Source organism: Polaromonas sp. C04 (assembly GCF_002002705.1).
Lineage (GTDB): Bacteria > Pseudomonadota > Gammaproteobacteria > Burkholderiales > Burkholderiaceae_C > Rhodoferax_A.
In genome coordinates, this window is the sequence record NZ_MUNS01000020.1 from 105,146 (window position 1) to 118,893 (window position 13,748).

General features: G+C 67.2%; 14 protein-coding genes. 6 read left to right on the forward strand and 8 right to left on the reverse strand.

What is annotated here, in order from left to right; translation table 11 throughout:
* Nucleotides 1–10: 10 nt before the first annotated feature.
* Nucleotides 11–1,408: a sensor histidine kinase gene (locus tag B0E49_RS01780; RefSeq protein ID WP_077560256.1), complete on the forward strand. Its 1,398-nt coding sequence runs from the start codon at nucleotides 11–13 to the stop codon at nucleotides 1,406–1,408.
* On the opposite strand, the gene B0E49_RS01785 is transcribed toward B0E49_RS01780, so the two are convergent.
* The 6 genes from B0E49_RS01785 to B0E49_RS01810 are packed head-to-tail and all read right to left on the reverse strand — an operon-like array spanning nucleotide 1,387 to nucleotide 6,482.
* Complete coding sequence (locus B0E49_RS01785; protein WP_077560257.1) at nucleotides 1,387–1,980, reverse strand: response regulator transcription factor; 594 nt, start codon at nucleotides 1,978–1,980, stop codon at nucleotides 1,387–1,389. The two genes, B0E49_RS01780 and B0E49_RS01785, sit on opposite strands and share 22 nt — an antisense overlap.
* 52 nt (nucleotides 1,981–2,032) lie before the next feature.
* Nucleotides 2,033–3,334 (reverse strand): tryptophan--tRNA ligase, encoded by a 1,302-nt coding sequence (locus B0E49_RS01790; RefSeq protein ID WP_077560258.1) that lies wholly within the window; start codon nucleotides 3,332–3,334, stop codon nucleotides 2,033–2,035.
* A gap of 21 nt (nucleotides 3,335–3,355) precedes the next feature.
* The gene (locus B0E49_RS01795) at nucleotides 3,356–4,027 is read right to left on the reverse strand and encodes a site-2 protease family protein (RefSeq protein ID WP_077560259.1); all 672 of its coding nucleotides are present in this window, start codon (nucleotides 4,025–4,027) and stop codon (nucleotides 3,356–3,358) included.
* A gap of 12 nt (nucleotides 4,028–4,039) precedes the next feature.
* Nucleotides 4,040–4,699: an L-threonylcarbamoyladenylate synthase gene (locus B0E49_RS01800; protein ID WP_077560260.1), complete on the reverse strand. Its 660-nt coding sequence runs from the start codon at nucleotides 4,697–4,699 to the stop codon at nucleotides 4,040–4,042.
* A gap of 26 nt (nucleotides 4,700–4,725) precedes the next feature.
* Nucleotides 4,726–5,631, reverse strand: coding sequence for a DMT family transporter (locus B0E49_RS01805; RefSeq protein WP_077560261.1), 906 nt, complete (start codon nucleotides 5,629–5,631; stop codon nucleotides 4,726–4,728).
* A complete protein-coding gene (locus B0E49_RS01810; protein WP_077560262.1) occupies nucleotides 5,628–6,482 on the reverse strand; it encodes a 3',5'-nucleoside bisphosphate phosphatase in 855 nt (284 codons plus the stop codon). Before B0E49_RS01810 ends, B0E49_RS01805 begins: the two co-directional genes overlap by 4 nt.
* Nucleotides 6,483–6,552: 70 nt before the next feature.
* Here B0E49_RS01810 and B0E49_RS01815 point away from each other — a divergent pair, with 70 nt between their 5' ends.
* The 3 genes from B0E49_RS01815 to B0E49_RS01825 all read left to right on the forward strand — a co-directional run bounded on the left by B0E49_RS01815 (nucleotide 6,553) and on the right by B0E49_RS01825 (nucleotide 8,903).
* Entirely contained in the window at nucleotides 6,553–7,566 is a 1,014-nt protein-coding gene (locus tag B0E49_RS01815; protein WP_077560263.1) for a CHAD domain-containing protein, read from the forward strand.
* 104 nt (nucleotides 7,567–7,670) lie between these two features.
* Nucleotides 7,671–8,342: a glutathione S-transferase gene (locus tag B0E49_RS01820; RefSeq protein WP_077560264.1), complete on the forward strand. Its 672-nt coding sequence runs from the start codon at nucleotides 7,671–7,673 to the stop codon at nucleotides 8,340–8,342.
* A 138-nt stretch (nucleotides 8,343–8,480) separates the two neighbouring features.
* Nucleotides 8,481–8,903, forward strand: coding sequence for a thermonuclease family protein (locus B0E49_RS01825; RefSeq protein WP_286137737.1), 423 nt, complete (start codon nucleotides 8,481–8,483; stop codon nucleotides 8,901–8,903).
* A 93-nt stretch (nucleotides 8,904–8,996) separates the two neighbouring features.
* Here B0E49_RS01825 and recJ read toward each other — a convergent pair whose 3' ends face one another.
* A complete protein-coding gene (recJ, locus tag B0E49_RS01830) occupies nucleotides 8,997–10,706 on the reverse strand; it encodes a single-stranded-DNA-specific exonuclease RecJ (protein ID WP_077560265.1) in 1,710 nt (569 codons plus the stop codon).
* On the reverse strand, nucleotides 10,703–11,653 hold the full coding sequence (locus tag B0E49_RS01835; protein ID WP_077560266.1) for a hypothetical protein: 951 nt from the start codon (nucleotides 11,651–11,653) through the stop codon (nucleotides 10,703–10,705). The genes recJ and B0E49_RS01835 overlap by 4 nt, the downstream gene beginning before the upstream one ends.
* A 76-nt stretch (nucleotides 11,654–11,729) precedes the next feature.
* On the opposite strand from B0E49_RS01835, the gene B0E49_RS01840 reads away from it, so the two are divergent.
* Complete coding sequence (locus B0E49_RS01840; protein ID WP_077560267.1) at nucleotides 11,730–12,986, forward strand: lipoprotein-releasing ABC transporter permease subunit; 1,257 nt, start codon at nucleotides 11,730–11,732, stop codon at nucleotides 12,984–12,986.
* Nucleotides 12,979–13,737 (forward strand): lipoprotein-releasing ABC transporter ATP-binding protein LolD, encoded by a 759-nt coding sequence (gene lolD / locus B0E49_RS01845; protein WP_168174981.1) that lies wholly within the window; start codon nucleotides 12,979–12,981, stop codon nucleotides 13,735–13,737. The genes B0E49_RS01840 and lolD overlap by 8 nt, the downstream gene beginning before the upstream one ends.
* Nucleotides 13,738–13,748 lie beyond the last annotated feature (11 nt).

Genomic DNA, 13,748 nt, shown 5'->3' on the forward strand with positions numbered 1-13,748 from the left:
GACTGCGGGCATGAAGCCCGAAACGCCGACGCCTGCCTGTCCCTCTTCCGAATCCGACTGGATCGACGCCGAGCTCATTCGCAACCTCATGCGCACGGCGCCGGGCACGCAGATCACGGCAGCCCTGATCATTCCGGTGATGTTTGCCGTGTTGCAAGAAAGTGCAGTGCCCATGGCCGGCTTGGGTCTGTGGACGCTGGCCATGTTGATGTTTTCGGTGCTGCGGTTCTGGGTCATGCGCCACTACACCCTGCACGTGGCGCATGCCGGCACCGACGCCCAACTGAAGTTCATGGCGCGCTATGGCTGGACCTGGCCCCTGGGCGCCTGCATGTGGGCCTCGGTGGGGCTGCTGTTTTTCGACAAGACGCCGCTGGCGACCCAGTTTCTGGGTTGGCTGATCATTGTCGGGATCGGAACCTTCGCGGTCACCAGTCTGTCGAACTCGATCAAGACGCTGCGCTCCTATGTGAGCGCCCTGGTACTGACCTGCGCGGGCGTCATTTTGTGGCGCATCGCGGTGGATCTGCGCTTCGAGGCGGCTGCCTTTTACTATTGGCTTTTGCTTCTGGTCGGAATTCACTGGCTGCTGCTGCTGCGGGCCGGTCAGGGCCTGTACGAGACGCATCGCAGCTACGTCGAGCTGCAGTACCGCAACGGCCAGTTGATCGATTCCTTGACCCAGCAAACCCAGGCCGCGCTGGAAGCGGTGGCGATTAAAAACCGGTTTCTGGCGAACGCCGCGCACGACATCCGCCAGCCCGTGCATGCGCTGGGACTCTACGCGGACTGGCTCAATAACGAGCCCGAACTCGTGGCCGAAATCGCGCCCCGGATCGTCGAGTCCACCAAGGCGGTGAATGCCCTGTTCGACTCCCTGTTCGACCTGGCAAAACTGGATTCGGGCAAAACCCGCCTTCATGTCGAAGCCGTGGATGTAGTCCTGCTGCTCAAGGAGATGGAGTTGCAGTACCGTCCGCTGGCACAAACCCGGGGGTTGGCGTTGCGGGTGAGCAGCGTGCCGGGGCTGGCACTGGTGCAGTCGGACCGGATTTTGCTGCGGCGAATTGTCGGCAACCTGCTGGGCAATGCCCTGAAATACACCGAGAGCGGCGGCGTGCTGGTGGCGGCGCGGCGCGCGGGGCAAGGCGTACGCATTGAAGTGTGGGACACGGGCATCGGCATTGAGAGCCAGTACCACGCAGAAGTTTTCCGCGAGTTCTACAAGGTACCGAATCACCCGGGCACCGACGATGGCTTTGGCCTGGGGCTGGCGATTGTGGCGCGTCTGGCGCAGCGGCTCGGCCACAGCCTGTCCATGAACTCGCAACCCGGGCGCGGCAGCGTGTTCAAGCTGACCCTGCAGGGCCCGGATGCCGCCCTGGCTCAGCCGTTCAACATGCCGTGAGTACGCGCGAAATGCACGGCCTGCGTGCGGCTTTTGACGCCCAGGCGCCGGAACAGCCGCCACAGGTGCACCTTGACCGTGTGTTCGCTGATGCCCAGCTCGTCCGCGATCTCACGGTTGCTCAGGCCCCGGTCCAGCATGATGATCAACTGTTTTTGCCGTCTGGAGAGCTTGTTGTCCGTCGTGCCGGAGTCTTCGAAGGTGCTGTCCGGCGTCAGCAGGGCATGCAGCGCGGAGCCAATCTCGTTGGCCCCTGATGACTTTTCGATGTAGACGTCGGCGCCGGCTTCGATGCACTGATCTTCGAATTCATCGGCCGGGGAGGCCGACAGCACCGCCAGCGCCGCCGCCGGGTAGCGTTTTTTGAGCTCGATGATGCCCGACATGCCGATGGTGTCCGGCAGCTTGAGGTCGAGACAGAAAAGTTCGGGCGCGCCATGCTGGCGGATCGCCTCTTCCACACCGCCGAGGCGGTTGAGCTCGACCACATTGGCGCCCGCGCGGTACCGGCGCAGCAGCATCACGACTGCTTCGCGCATCAGGGGGTGGTCATCGATGACGTACAGGCTCATGGGAGGAACTCTCTGGAACGTTGCAACTATTTAACTCTAAAGGATACCTGTTTCAGGCCGGGGCCTCGGCCAGCTGCTGCAACGCTGCCACGATGTCAACGGGGGAGACGCCTTCTGCGGCCTGCAGTCCCGCATTGGCATCGGCCAGCGCCGCGCTGCCCTGCTGGCGCAGTTGTGCAATGGCCTGCGCCGCCTCTTTGGGCGAGTCGAAACCGGCGCTTTGCAGCAGCAGGCGGCCACGCGCATCCACCAGCTTGAAATAAAAGCGCCCGTCGCGCTCGCGGTATTGCTTGAAGGCCGGCAAGGCCGATTTGGCGGTTTTTGCCACTACGGCGCCAGCCTGCGTGCGCAGGTCGCGCAGTCCCACCGCCTCGCGCAACCGCGCCATGGCCGGCCCGGAGAGTTTGCGCGCCTTGGCGGCACCGGCATGCAGGATGTCCTCGATCCGGTCCGGGTGATCGATCAGCGACTGGTAGGCCTCGCGCATCGGGGCAATTTCCCGGTCGATGCGCTCGAACAGCAGCTGCTTGGCATCGCCCCAGGCGATGCCGTCGGCGTAGGCCTGGCGCAGCGCGGCGGTTTCCGTGGGGCTGGCAAAGGCCTGGTAAATCTGGAACAGCGCCGAGCCTTCCGTGTCCTTGGGCTGGCCCGGTGTGCGCGAGTCGGTCAGCACGCCGGCAATCAGTTTGCGCAGCTGCTCGCGCGGCGCAAACAGCGCAATGGTGTTGTCGTAGCTCTTGCTCATCTTGCGGCCATCGAGCCCCGGCAGCGTCGCCACCGACTCCTCGATGGCGGCCTCGGGCAGCACGAAATGCTCGCCATACAGGTGGTTGAAGCTCGCGGCCATGTCGCGCGCCATCTCGATGTGCTGGATCTGGTCGCGCCCCACCGGCACTTTGTGTGCATTGAACATCAGGATGTCGGCCCCCATCAGCACGGGGTACATGAACAGGCCGGCGGTCACGCCGTCGTCGGCATCGCGCCCGCCGGCCGCGTTGTGGTCGACCGCGGCCTTGTAGGCATGCGCCCGGTTCAGCAGGCCCTTGCCGGTCACGCAGGTCAGCAGCCAGGTCAGTTCGGGGATTTCCGGAATATCGGACTGGCGATAGAAGGTGACGCGCTCGGGGTCCAGTCCCGCGGCCAGCCAGGAGGCGGCGATCTCCAGCGTGGAGCGCTGCACCCGCGCCGGCTCGCCGACCTTGATCAGCGCGTGGTAGTCGGCCAGAAAATAAAAGCTCTCGGTGCCAGCGGCCAGGCTGGCCTGGACCGCGGGGCGAATGGCGCCCACGTAGTTGCCCAGGTGCGGGGTACCCGAGGTGGTGATGCCGGTCAGAACGCGAAGGGGCTGGATCATGAGGAGAGAGGTCGTGTCGGGTTAACGGACCAGGGCCGCCAGCGGCGACAGCACGAGGTCGATCAGGTCGTAGGTCAGGCCCATCAGGGGCAGCAGCCAGTAAGTGCTGACCACGCCGGCCAGCACCAGCGCCATGACGATGAAAAATCCCCAGGGCTCGATACGCGACACCAGCACTGCCTGCCGGTGTGGCAGCAGCCCCACCAGGACGCGGCCGCCGTCCAGCGGCGGCAGCGGGAACAGGTTGAAGACAAACATCACCACATTGACCAGAATGCCGCCCTGGCACATCTTCAGAAAAAACGGCTCCGTCACGCCCGCGCCGAGCAGCAGGTAAAAAACGATGCCCCACAAGAGCGCCTGCAGCAGGTTCACCGCAGGACCTGCCAGCGCCACCCAGACCATGTCGCGCTTGGGATTGCGCAGCGCGCCGAAGTTCACCGGCACCGGCTTGGCGTAGCCGAACAGAAAGGCGCCGGAGGTGGCGAAGTACAGCAGCAGCGGGATCAGGATCGTGCCCATCAGGTCGACGTGTTTGATGGGGTTGAGCGTCACGCGGCCCAGCGCCCAGGCCGTGTTGTCGCCGAAATGGCGCGCGGCGTAGCCATGCGCGGCCTCGTGCACGGTGATGGCGAACAGCACTGGCAGCGCGTACAGGGCAATCGTCTGGATGAGGCCGGAGTAGTTGTTCACGGCGTGATTGTCTCAGAGCGCGCCGGCCAGATCGGCCGACAAGCCGAGCCGGGCCGGATCGCCGCCGCCCAGGCGCACCAGCACCGGCTCGCCGCCCGTGCCCATGCCCGTCAGGTCGATCACGGTGGTGGGGCGCGAGGCGCAGGCGCCGGCGTCGATCACGCCCGCAATCTCGCGCTCGAAGCGGCTGCGGATGACCTGTGCGTCGTTGAGCGGCTCGGTCTCCCCGGGTGCTATTAAAGTCGTAGCTAGCAACGGGCCACTGTGAAGGGCGAGAAGCTCCCGCAGCACCTTGTGCGTGGTCACGCGCAGGCCGATCGTCTTGCGCTGCGGGTGGCTCAGGCGGCGCGGCACCTCCTTGCTGGCTTCCAGGATGAAGGTGTAGGCGCCCGGCGTGGCCAGTTTGAGCAAGCGGAACTGCTTGTTGTCGACCCGGGCGTAGGTGGCCAGCTCGCTCAGGTCGCGGCACATCAGGGTCAGGTGGTGCTTGTCGTCCACGCCGCGGATGCGCCGCAGGTGATCCGCCGCCGTCTTGTCATCGAGGTGGCACACCAGCGCGTAGCTGGAGTCGGTCGGCACCGCCACGATGCCGCCGCGCTCGAGCAGCGCCGCCGCCTGCTTGAGCAGGCGCACCTGCGGGTTGACGGGGTGAACTTCGAAGTATTGGGCCATGGTGCAGTCAATGTCAGGGCAAAAGCTCAGGATTCCACAGGCCGGATATTAATGGGATCGTGCGCGCGGCCTTCCAGCCGTGTCAGCCAGGCCCCGGCCGCGCCGCACAGCACGATCATCGCGATGCCCATTACCGACCACTGGTCGGGCACATGCGAGAACACCAGCCAGCCGCACAGCATGGCAAAGCCGATCTGGACGTACAAAAAAGGCGTCAGCGTGGCCGCGGGCGCGCGCATATAGGCCAGGATCAGCAGGAAATGGCCGACCGTGCCGAGCAGCCCCATCAGCGCCAGCCAGCCCCACAGGCTCCACGATGCCAGCGGGGTCCAGACGAACGGCAGCGCCAGCGAGGCCAGCAGCGTGCCGACCCAGCCGGTGTAGAAATGCATGGTGACCGGGTCTTCGGTGCGGGCGAGCCGGCTGGTCAGCACCTGGAACCACGCATTGCTGACGACCAGGCCCAGCGGCAGCAGCAAGGTCCAGCCAAAGGCCTGCCCGCCCGGGCGCACGATCACCAGCGTGCCGGCAAAACCGCCCGCCACCAGCAGCCAGCGCAGCGGCGACACCCGCTCGCGCAGCACACGGGCCGCCAGCAGCGTGATGACCAGCGGCGTGATCATGACCAGGGCAGTGAACTCGCCCACCGGCATGTACTTCACGCTGTAAAACGCGAACAGGCTGGTTGCCAGCAGCAGCACGCCGCGCAGAAACTGGAATTTGGGGTGTGCGGTACGCAGCAGCGCCAGCCCGCGTGTGGGCAGCACCACGACCGTGGTGGCCAGCGCCTGGAACAGGTAGCGCAGCCACATGGCCATGAGCGCCGGCACGCTGAAGCTGATGTATTTGGTGGTGGTGTCCAGCATGGCAAAGCCGGCCGCGGCGGCCACGACCAGCCAGATGCCCGCCTGGGCGCTCGGCTGGCGGCTCACTGGATGCGGTCTGTCAGCAGGTCCCACACGGGCGTGAGTTCGCCCGGCAGGTAGGGCAGGGTGCCCAGGTCGATCCGGCTCTCGTCCGGACTGTGGAAATCGCTGCCGCGTGAGGCGGCCAGGCCAAATTCCCGGGCCATGCCCGCGTACTCGACGTATTCGGCCGCCGTGTGGCTGCCTGTCACCACCTCCACCGCGCGCCCGCCGTGGGCCTTGAATTCGGTGAACAGCGCGTATTCTTCGTTGGCCGTGAAGTTATAGCGGCCCGGGTGCGCGATGACGGCCACCCCGCCGCATTGCGTGATCCACTTGACCGCATCGGCCAGGCTGGCCCAGCGGTGCGGCACAAAGCCTGGCTTGCCCTCGGTCAGGTATTTGCGAAACACCTCGTGCGTGTCGTGGCAGGCGCCGGTCTCGACAAGAAAGCGGGCAAAGTGCGTGCGCGAAATCAGCTCGGGATTGCCGACGAATTTCAGGGCGCCCTCGTACGCGCCCGGGATGCCGACCCTGGCCAGTCCTTCGGCCATCTCCAGCGCCCGCTGGCCGCGTCCGCCGCGCGTGCGCTGCAGGCCCTGCGCCATGCGTGGGTCTTCGGCATCGAAACCGAGCCCGACGATGTGCACGGTCTCGCCCGCAAACGTGACTGAAATCTCGGTGCCGGTGAGGTACTTCATGCCGTTGGCCCGCGCTGCCGCCAAGGCGCGCTGCTGGCCGCCAATCTCGTCATGGTCGGTCAGCGCCCACAACTCGACGCCATTGGCGCTGGCGCGCGCGGCCAGTTGTTCCGGGGTCAGGGTGCCGTCGGAGACGACGGAATGGCAGTGGAGATCGGCGTTGAGAATGGAGGACACGGACCGATTTTAGGCCCTATGGCCAGTTCTTGCGGCCTTGTCGGACAATGAGCCAACGTGAGTCAACGCCATGACGAAACCGCCTACCCATCGCGAAACCCACCGCGAGACAGAGCTCAAGCTGGCGCTCCCCGCGCGCCGGGTGCCGGCGTTCGAGCGCGCCGCACCGGTGCCGGTCGCGCCCGTGCGGCTGCCCGGCGAGGCGTCGGTCGAGGACGGCTTTGTCGCCCTGTGCACGGCCTGTCTCGCGCAGTTCCAGGCCAACCTGCCGGGGGTGCTGGAGGACGAGGACATCGAGTATGTGCACCAGGCGCGCGTGGCATTGCAGCGCCTGCGCGTGGCGCTGCGCCTGTACCGCGGCCTGTGTCCGCTGCCGCCAGGTGAATTGCTCGCGGGCCTGCGCGCGCTGGCCGGCGCCCTGGGTCCCGTGCGTGACTGGGATGTGCTGTGCTGCGTGACCCTGCCGGAGATTGCGCCCGCGTTGGACCACCCGCCCGCGTGGCGGCAGTTGATGCGGGTGGTGCAAGCACGCCGCCGCGCGGCGCGCCAGGCGATGCAGGGTGCAATCGTGCAGGCCGGTCCCGCCGCGTGGCTGCGGGCGTTTCACCGCTGGCTCGCGCAGCGGGCCTGGCGCAGCGAGCCGGCGCGCCAGGCGGCCTGGCAAGCGCCGCTGCAACCCTGGGCCGCGCGCGCCCTGCAGGCCGGCCACAAGAAGCTCGTTCGCAGTGCGCGCGATTTTGCCCGGCAGAGCCCGCAGCAGCGCCATGCGCTGCGCCTGCGGGTCAAACGCCAGCGCTACGCCACCGAGTTTTTCGAGACGTTGCCGGGCGCTGCGCCGCACGCCAAATACCGGGGCCATCTGCACGAACTGCAAAGCAGCCTGGGCCGCGCCAATGACGCCCACATCGCGCGTGCCCTGCTGGGCGGCGCGCTGGCGGGCAGCCCAGGCGCGGGCGGCGCCGGCCAGGCGCGCGGTGCAGGCTGCTTTGTGCTGGGCTGGCTGGCCCGGCAGGCCGTTGAGCCCGCCGACCCGGGCGTCTTGAAGGCGCTGAAATTCATCAGGAAGTCCCGTCCAGCCTGGTAGGGCAGATGGCGTGCCACAGAGCGCCGACTGCCGCGGGTTTCAGGGCATAGTCGGGCCTTGCGTGAAACTGCGGCAACTGCCGTCCCCAGGAAAAAGGCCACCTCATGATTACCGTTCGCCATCTCAACAACTCGCGCTCGCAGCGCATCCTGTGGCTGCTCGAAGAGCTGGGCCTGCCGTATGAGATCAAGCGCTACCAGCGCGACCCGAAAACCATGCTGGCGCCGGCCTCGCTGCGCGCGGTGCACCCGCTGGGCAAGTCGCCGGTCATCACCGACGGCGCGCTGACCCTGGCCGAATCGGGCGCCATCGTCGAGTACCTGATCGACCAGTACGGCGGCGGCCGGCTGGCGCCTGCACCCGGCACGCCCGAGCGGCTGCGCTACACCTACTGGCTGCACTACGCGGAAGGCTCGGCCATGCCGCCGCTGCTGCTCAAGCTGGTGTTCGACACGATCGAGAAGTCGCCCATGCCGTTCTTCGTCAAGCCGATTGCCAGGGCCATCTCAGGCAAGGCCAAGAGCGCGTTCATCGTCCCGCAGATCAAACAGCACCTCGACTATCTGGAGGGCGAACTCGGCAAGAGCCCGTGGTTTGCCGGCAGCGAATTCAGCGGCGCCGATATCCAGATGAGTTTCCCGCTGGAGGCGGCGGCCGCGCGCGCCGGCCTGGACCAGGGCCGTCCCCACCTGATGGATTTTCTGGCGCGCATTCACGCGCGCCCCGCCTACCAGCGCGCGCTGGAAAAGGGCGGCGAGTACGCGCTGCTGGGCTGAGGGATGCGGAGCGCGGGACGCCGCAGGCGCACGCCGTTGATGTTATGGCAGCGGCTCACGAATCGCTGGCTTGCTATTACATTGATAGCAATATGCCAATGCAGTGCCTGGGCGGGAGGCGGCTTCAATCATGAAAGTGTGATCGCCGCGCAGGTCACCTACATCACCGATGGCGACACGCTGTGGGTGCGACCTTTGGGCGGTGGTGCGCCTTTCAAGGTCCGGCTCGAAGGGCTGGACGCCCCCGAAATCTGCCAGGCCTGGGGGGCGCAGTCGCGCGACGCTTTAGCGGCGCGGCTGGGCCAGCGCAGCGTCGATGTGGCCATCCACCGCTACGACGACTACGGTCGCGCTGTCGCCAGGATTGAGTTCGGCGGTGAGGATGTCGCGGCCTGGATGGTGCGCCAGGGTCACGCCTGGTCCTACCGCTATCGCCGCAGCAGGGGGCCTTATGCCGCCGAGGAAGCGCAAGCCCGGCGTGCGCGGCGCGGGCTGTTCGCCGACACGGCGCTCGAATATCCAAGGGATTTCCGCCGGCGCCATGGCTCATGCAAGTTTTGAAGAAGCAGATTCAAGGGCGCGTGCGCGGCGCCGGTTGCTATTGATTGAATAGCTGCTTGCGCAGAACCCATCAGGGCCAGAGCCCTGAAACACTTAAATTTCTGCGGCCTCGATCAGGAAGCGCACGCGCCGCACACCCTGCCATTCATCGGCATCGAGCCGGAACGCGAGCTTGACCCTGGCCGGCAGCATCGCGGTGTGGCCGAACCAGATGCCGTCCACCGGCTGGCCCTGGTGTTTCAGCTTGAGCGCCAGGTGTTTCTCGCCCACCAGCCGCTGTGAAATCACTTCCACTTCCTCGCTGAAGGTCGGCGCCGCGAAGCCCTGGCCCCACACCTCTTTGTGCAGGGTATCGACCAGCTCGGCGCGGCGGTACTCGGGCTGCAGCGGGCCATCGGTGTCGAGGCGGCGCGTGAGCGTGGCGGCATCCAGCCACTCGCGCGCCACCTCGGCGAGGGCCTGCTCGAACACGCCGAACTGTTCCTCGGCCATGGTGCAGCCGGCCGCCATCGCGTGCCCGCCAAAACGCAGCAGCACGCCGGGGTGGCGCTTGGCGACCAGGTCGAGTGCGTCGCGCAGGTGAAAGCCGGGAATGGAGCGGCCCGAGCCCTTGAGCTCATGCGCCTTGCCCGGCGCACGGCTTTGCGCAAACACGAACGCGGGGCGGTGCAGCTTGTCCTTGATGCGCGAGGCCACGATGCCGACCACGCCCTCGTGAAAGTCGGGGTCGAACACGCAGATGGCGGGTGGCGGCTCGGTGCCTTCCTCGAACAGCGACTCGGCGACCAGCATCGCCTGCTCGCGCATGTCGCCCTCGATCTCGCGCCGTTCGCGGTTGATGGCGTCAAGCACGCGCGCCAGTTCGTCGGCACGCGCCGCGTCGTCGGTGAGCAGGCACTCGATGCCCAGCGTCATGTCGGCCAGGCGCCCCGCGGCGTTGATGCGCGGGCCCAGTGCAAAGCCGAAGTCGAAGGTGGTGGCGGCGCGGGCCACGCGGCCCGAGGCGACGAACAGGCTGGCCAGTCCGGGCGGCAGCGCGCCGGCGCGCACCCGTTTGAGGCCCTGCGCCACGAGGCGGCGGTTGTTGGGGTCGAGCCGGACCACGTCGGCCACGGTGCCGAGTGCGACCAGCGGCAGCAGGGTGTCGAGCCGCGGCTCTGGAGCGGATGCGAAGGCGCCGCGTCGGCGCAGCTCGGCACGCAGCGCCAGCAGCACATAAAACATCACGCCGACGCCGGCGATAGCCTTGCTCTCGAAGGCGCAGCCGGGCTGGTTCGGATTCACGATGACGTCAGCCGCGGGCATTTCCAAGCCGGGCAGATGGTGGTCCGTCACGAGCACCTGCAGGCCCAGCGCTTTTGCGGTGGCCACGCCGTCCACGCTGGCGATGCCGTTGTCCACGGTGATCAGCACGTCGGCGCCGCTGTCCTTCACGCGCCGCGCAATCGGCGGCGTGAGGCCGTAGCCGTCGACCACGCGGTCCGGCACGATATAGCGCACATGGCGCGCGCCCAGCAGGCGCAGGCCGCGCACGCCCACGGCGCAGGCGGTGGCGCCATCGCAGTCGTAGTCGGCCACGATGCAGAGCTTTTTGTCGGCCGCAATGGCATCGGCCAGCAGCGCGGCGGCCTCGCGCGTGCCCTTCAATCCGTCGGGCGGCAGCAGGCGCGCGAGGCCGTCGTCGAGTTCGTCGGGGTTTTGCACGCCGCGCGCCGCGTACAGGCGCGCCAGCAAGGGATGCACGCCGGCCTGCTCGAGCGCCCAGACGGCGCGGGGCGGAATGTCGCGCGCTACTATTTTCATAGCTTATCGCGCAGGGAGGACAAGGGCTGACGGCCAAATTGACTCATCATCCTCTTGAGCAGCCCGGTGCGGGCGGCGTCGAACGTGAGCGCGCTGCGCTCGCCGCACAGCGTGAGTTGCACGCTGTGCCCGGCATCCAGCGCACGCAGCAGGGCGGCGCATTCGGTGGCATCGAGCTGCTGCCAGGCGGTGACCCATGCAGCCCAGTCGCCCGCCAGCGCGGCCTCGCGCAGGGCCTCGGGCATCACCAATTCACTCTGCGTGGGGGCGCTCCAGCCAGCAGGCAGCGTGCCGGTGCCACTGACCCAGAACGAGTTCACCGGCGCCAGGCCACGCTCGGCCCGTTCGTCGTTGAGCGGGTGCGTGTACAAGAGCATCTGCATCTCGTTTTGCAGGCGGCGCAGCGCGGCGGCCTGCGCCGTCTTCGGCCGCCAGGCGTCGATGTCGCGGCCCGCCACGCGGTCCAGCGAGGCCGTTGCCAGATCGCGGAACACCTCGCCGCGCGCCAGCCATTGCGTGGGCGCGGCGTAGTGCAGCGTGATGCCGTCTTCCTCGAAAAAAGGGCGCATCGCGTCCAGCAGGGTTTGCGATTGCGGCGCCTCCAGGCCCTGCGTCTGCGGGTTGCCCATGACGATGTAGTCGGCGTGCACATGCCAGTGGCAGGGCGTGATCCAGGCCCAGTCGGCGCCACTGGGGGTCTGTTGAATCAGGCCCGCCTGCGCGGCTTGCCGGGCCGCCCAGGGCACGCAGCCGTCCGGCGCCACCCAGCCCAGGGCGCGCGCGTGGGCGCGCTCATGCGGCGGCGTGAGGCTAGCTTCGTCGGCGGTGTCGGTGTGGGTGAGCGCCAGGCGGCCCAGCAGTTTTTCCAGGTGGGGCAGTTTCAAACTCTCGAGCGCTTGCTGGCACGCGGGGGAACTGGAGGCAGCGAACGGAATCAACAGGTGCATGGCCTCTATTGTCCGGGATGCCACAATCAGCCCCAAAACCAAATCCCCTTCGGTAGATTCCAATCCCCCACGGTCGATGCAAATCCCCTACGAACTCATTCTCGGCTGGCGCTACACGCGGGCCGGCCGCGCCACCCGGCGCAACGGCTTCATCTCTTTCATCTCGGGCGTCTCCATGCTGGGCATTGCGCTGGGCGTGGCGGCGCTCATCATCGTCCTGAGCGTGATGAACGGCTTCCAGAAAGAGGTGACGGACCGCATGCTCAGCGTGGTCTCGCACATCGAGATCTTCGCGCCCGACGGTGCCGCGCTGCCGGATGTGGCCCGCACGATGGCCGAGGCCAAAGCCAATCCACAGGTCATCGGTGCCGCGCCTTTCATCGCCACCCAGGCGCTGCTGGCGCGCGGTGACGACATGAAGGGCGTGGTGATTCGCGGCATCGACCCGGCGCTCGAGTCGCAGGTGATCGACCTGGACGGGATCCTCAAGAGCGGCGCGCTCGCCAAACTGGTGCCCGGCAGCTTCGGCATCGTGCTCGGCGCGGACCTGGCGCACAGCCTGGGCGTGCTGGTGGGTGATCCGGTCACGTTGCTGGCGCCCAGCGGGGAGATCACGCCGGCCGGTGTGGTGCCGCGCTTCAAGCAGATGACGGTGGTCGGCACCTTCGACTCGGGCCACTACGAATACGACTCGACGCTGGCCATGGTGCACATCGCCGACGCCGCGCGCATCTTCCGCCTGGAAGGCCCGACCGGCGTGCAGCTCAAGCTGAAGGATTTGCACCAGGCCCCCGAAGTGGCGCATCAACTGGCCGGCACGCTGAGCGGCGACCTGTTGATCCGCGACTGGACGCAGCAGAACAAGACCTGGTTCTCCGCCGTGCAGGTCGAAAAACGCATGATGTTCATCATCCTCACGCTGATCGTGGCGGTGGCGGCGTTCAATCTGGTCAGCACGCTGGTGATGACGGTCACCGACAAACGCGCCGACATCGCGATCCTGCGCACGCTCGGCGCGAGCCCGTCCAGCATCATGGGCGTGTTCGTGGTGCAGGGCGCGATGGTCGGCGTGATCGGCACACTGGGCGGCCTGCTGCTGGGCCTGCTGGTGGCCTACAACATCGACGTGATCGTGCCTTTCATCGAGCACCTGCTGCACACCAGCTTCCTGCCGCGCGACATCTACCTGATCAGCCGCATGCCCAGCGACCCGCAGCGCGGCGACATCATGCCGATCGGCATCATCTCGCTGGTGCTGTCCTTTCTGGCGACGCTGTACCCGAGCTGGCGCGCCAGCCGTGTGAACCCCGCGGAGGCGCTGCGCTATGAATGACATGACGATCGTAAAACCCGTCGCTGCGGGCTTGAAACAAGCTGTCATTCCGGGCTTGACCCGGAATCCATCCCCCGCCGTGCTGCAAGCCAGCGGCCTGACCAAACGCTTCACCGAGGGCCGGCTGGACGTCACCGTGCTGCAGGGCGTGGACCTCACGGTGCACGCGGGCGACACGCTGGCCATCGTCGGCGCTTCCGGTTCAGGCAAGAGCACGCTGCTGCACCTGATGGGTGGGCTCGATGCGCCGACCAGCGGCACCGTTGAGCTCCAGGGCCAGCGGCTGTCGCAGCTCAGCGCCGCGGAGCAGGGCGTCTTGCGCAATCGCAGCCTGGGTTTTGTCTACCAGTTCCACCACCTGCTGCCCGAATTCAGCGCGCTCGACAACGTCGCCATGCCGCTATGGATTCGGCGTATGGCCCGCACCGAGTCTGCGCAGGTAGCTACGAAAATGCTAGCGCAGGTGGGCTTGCAGGAGCGCCTGCAGCATCGTCCGGCCGAACTCTCGGGCGGCGAGCGCCAGCGCGTCGCCATCGCCCGCGCGCTGGTGACGCAACCCGCCTGCGTGCTGGCCGACGAGCCCACTGGCAACCTGGACCGCAATACCGCCAACGGCGTGTTCGAGCTGATGCTGCAACTGGCGCGCGACCAGGGCACGGCCTTTGTGGTGGTCACGCACGACGCCGCGCTGGCCGCGCGCTGCAGCCGGCAATTGCGGCTGGTGCAGGGCCGGCTGTCGGAATCGGCGTGACGCAGCACCCG

What these genes read in the sequence shown, in the direction of transcription:
- B0E49_RS01785 (WP_077560257.1), bottom strand. Translation starts at nt 1,980, where the DNA reads ATGAGCCTGTACGTCATCGATGACCACCCCCTGATGCGCGAAGCAGTC.
- B0E49_RS01820 (WP_077560264.1), top strand. Translation starts at nt 7,671, where the DNA reads ATGATTACCGTTCGCCATCTCAACAACTCGCGCTCGCAGCGCATCCTG.
- lolD (WP_168174981.1), top strand. Translation starts at nt 12,979, where the DNA reads ATGAATGACATGACGATCGTAAAACCCGTCGCTGCGGGCTTGAAACAA.
- B0E49_RS01835 (WP_077560266.1), bottom strand. Translation starts at nt 11,653, where the DNA reads ATGCACCTGTTGATTCCGTTCGCTGCCTCCAGTTCCCCCGCGTGCCAG.
- B0E49_RS01840 (WP_077560267.1), top strand. Translation starts at nt 11,730, where the DNA reads ATGCAAATCCCCTACGAACTCATTCTCGGCTGGCGCTACACGCGGGCC.
- recJ (WP_077560265.1), bottom strand. Translation starts at nt 10,706, where the DNA reads ATGAAAATAGTAGCGCGCGACATTCCGCCCCGCGCCGTCTGGGCGCTC.
- B0E49_RS01815 (WP_077560263.1), top strand. Translation starts at nt 6,553, where the DNA reads ATGACGAAACCGCCTACCCATCGCGAAACCCACCGCGAGACAGAGCTC.
- B0E49_RS01800 (WP_077560260.1), bottom strand. Translation starts at nt 4,699, where the DNA reads ATGGCCCAATACTTCGAAGTTCACCCCGTCAACCCGCAGGTGCGCCTG.
- B0E49_RS01780 (WP_077560256.1), top strand. Translation starts at nt 11, where the DNA reads ATGAAGCCCGAAACGCCGACGCCTGCCTGTCCCTCTTCCGAATCCGAC.
- B0E49_RS01790 (WP_077560258.1), bottom strand. Translation starts at nt 3,334, where the DNA reads ATGATCCAGCCCCTTCGCGTTCTGACCGGCATCACCACCTCGGGTACC.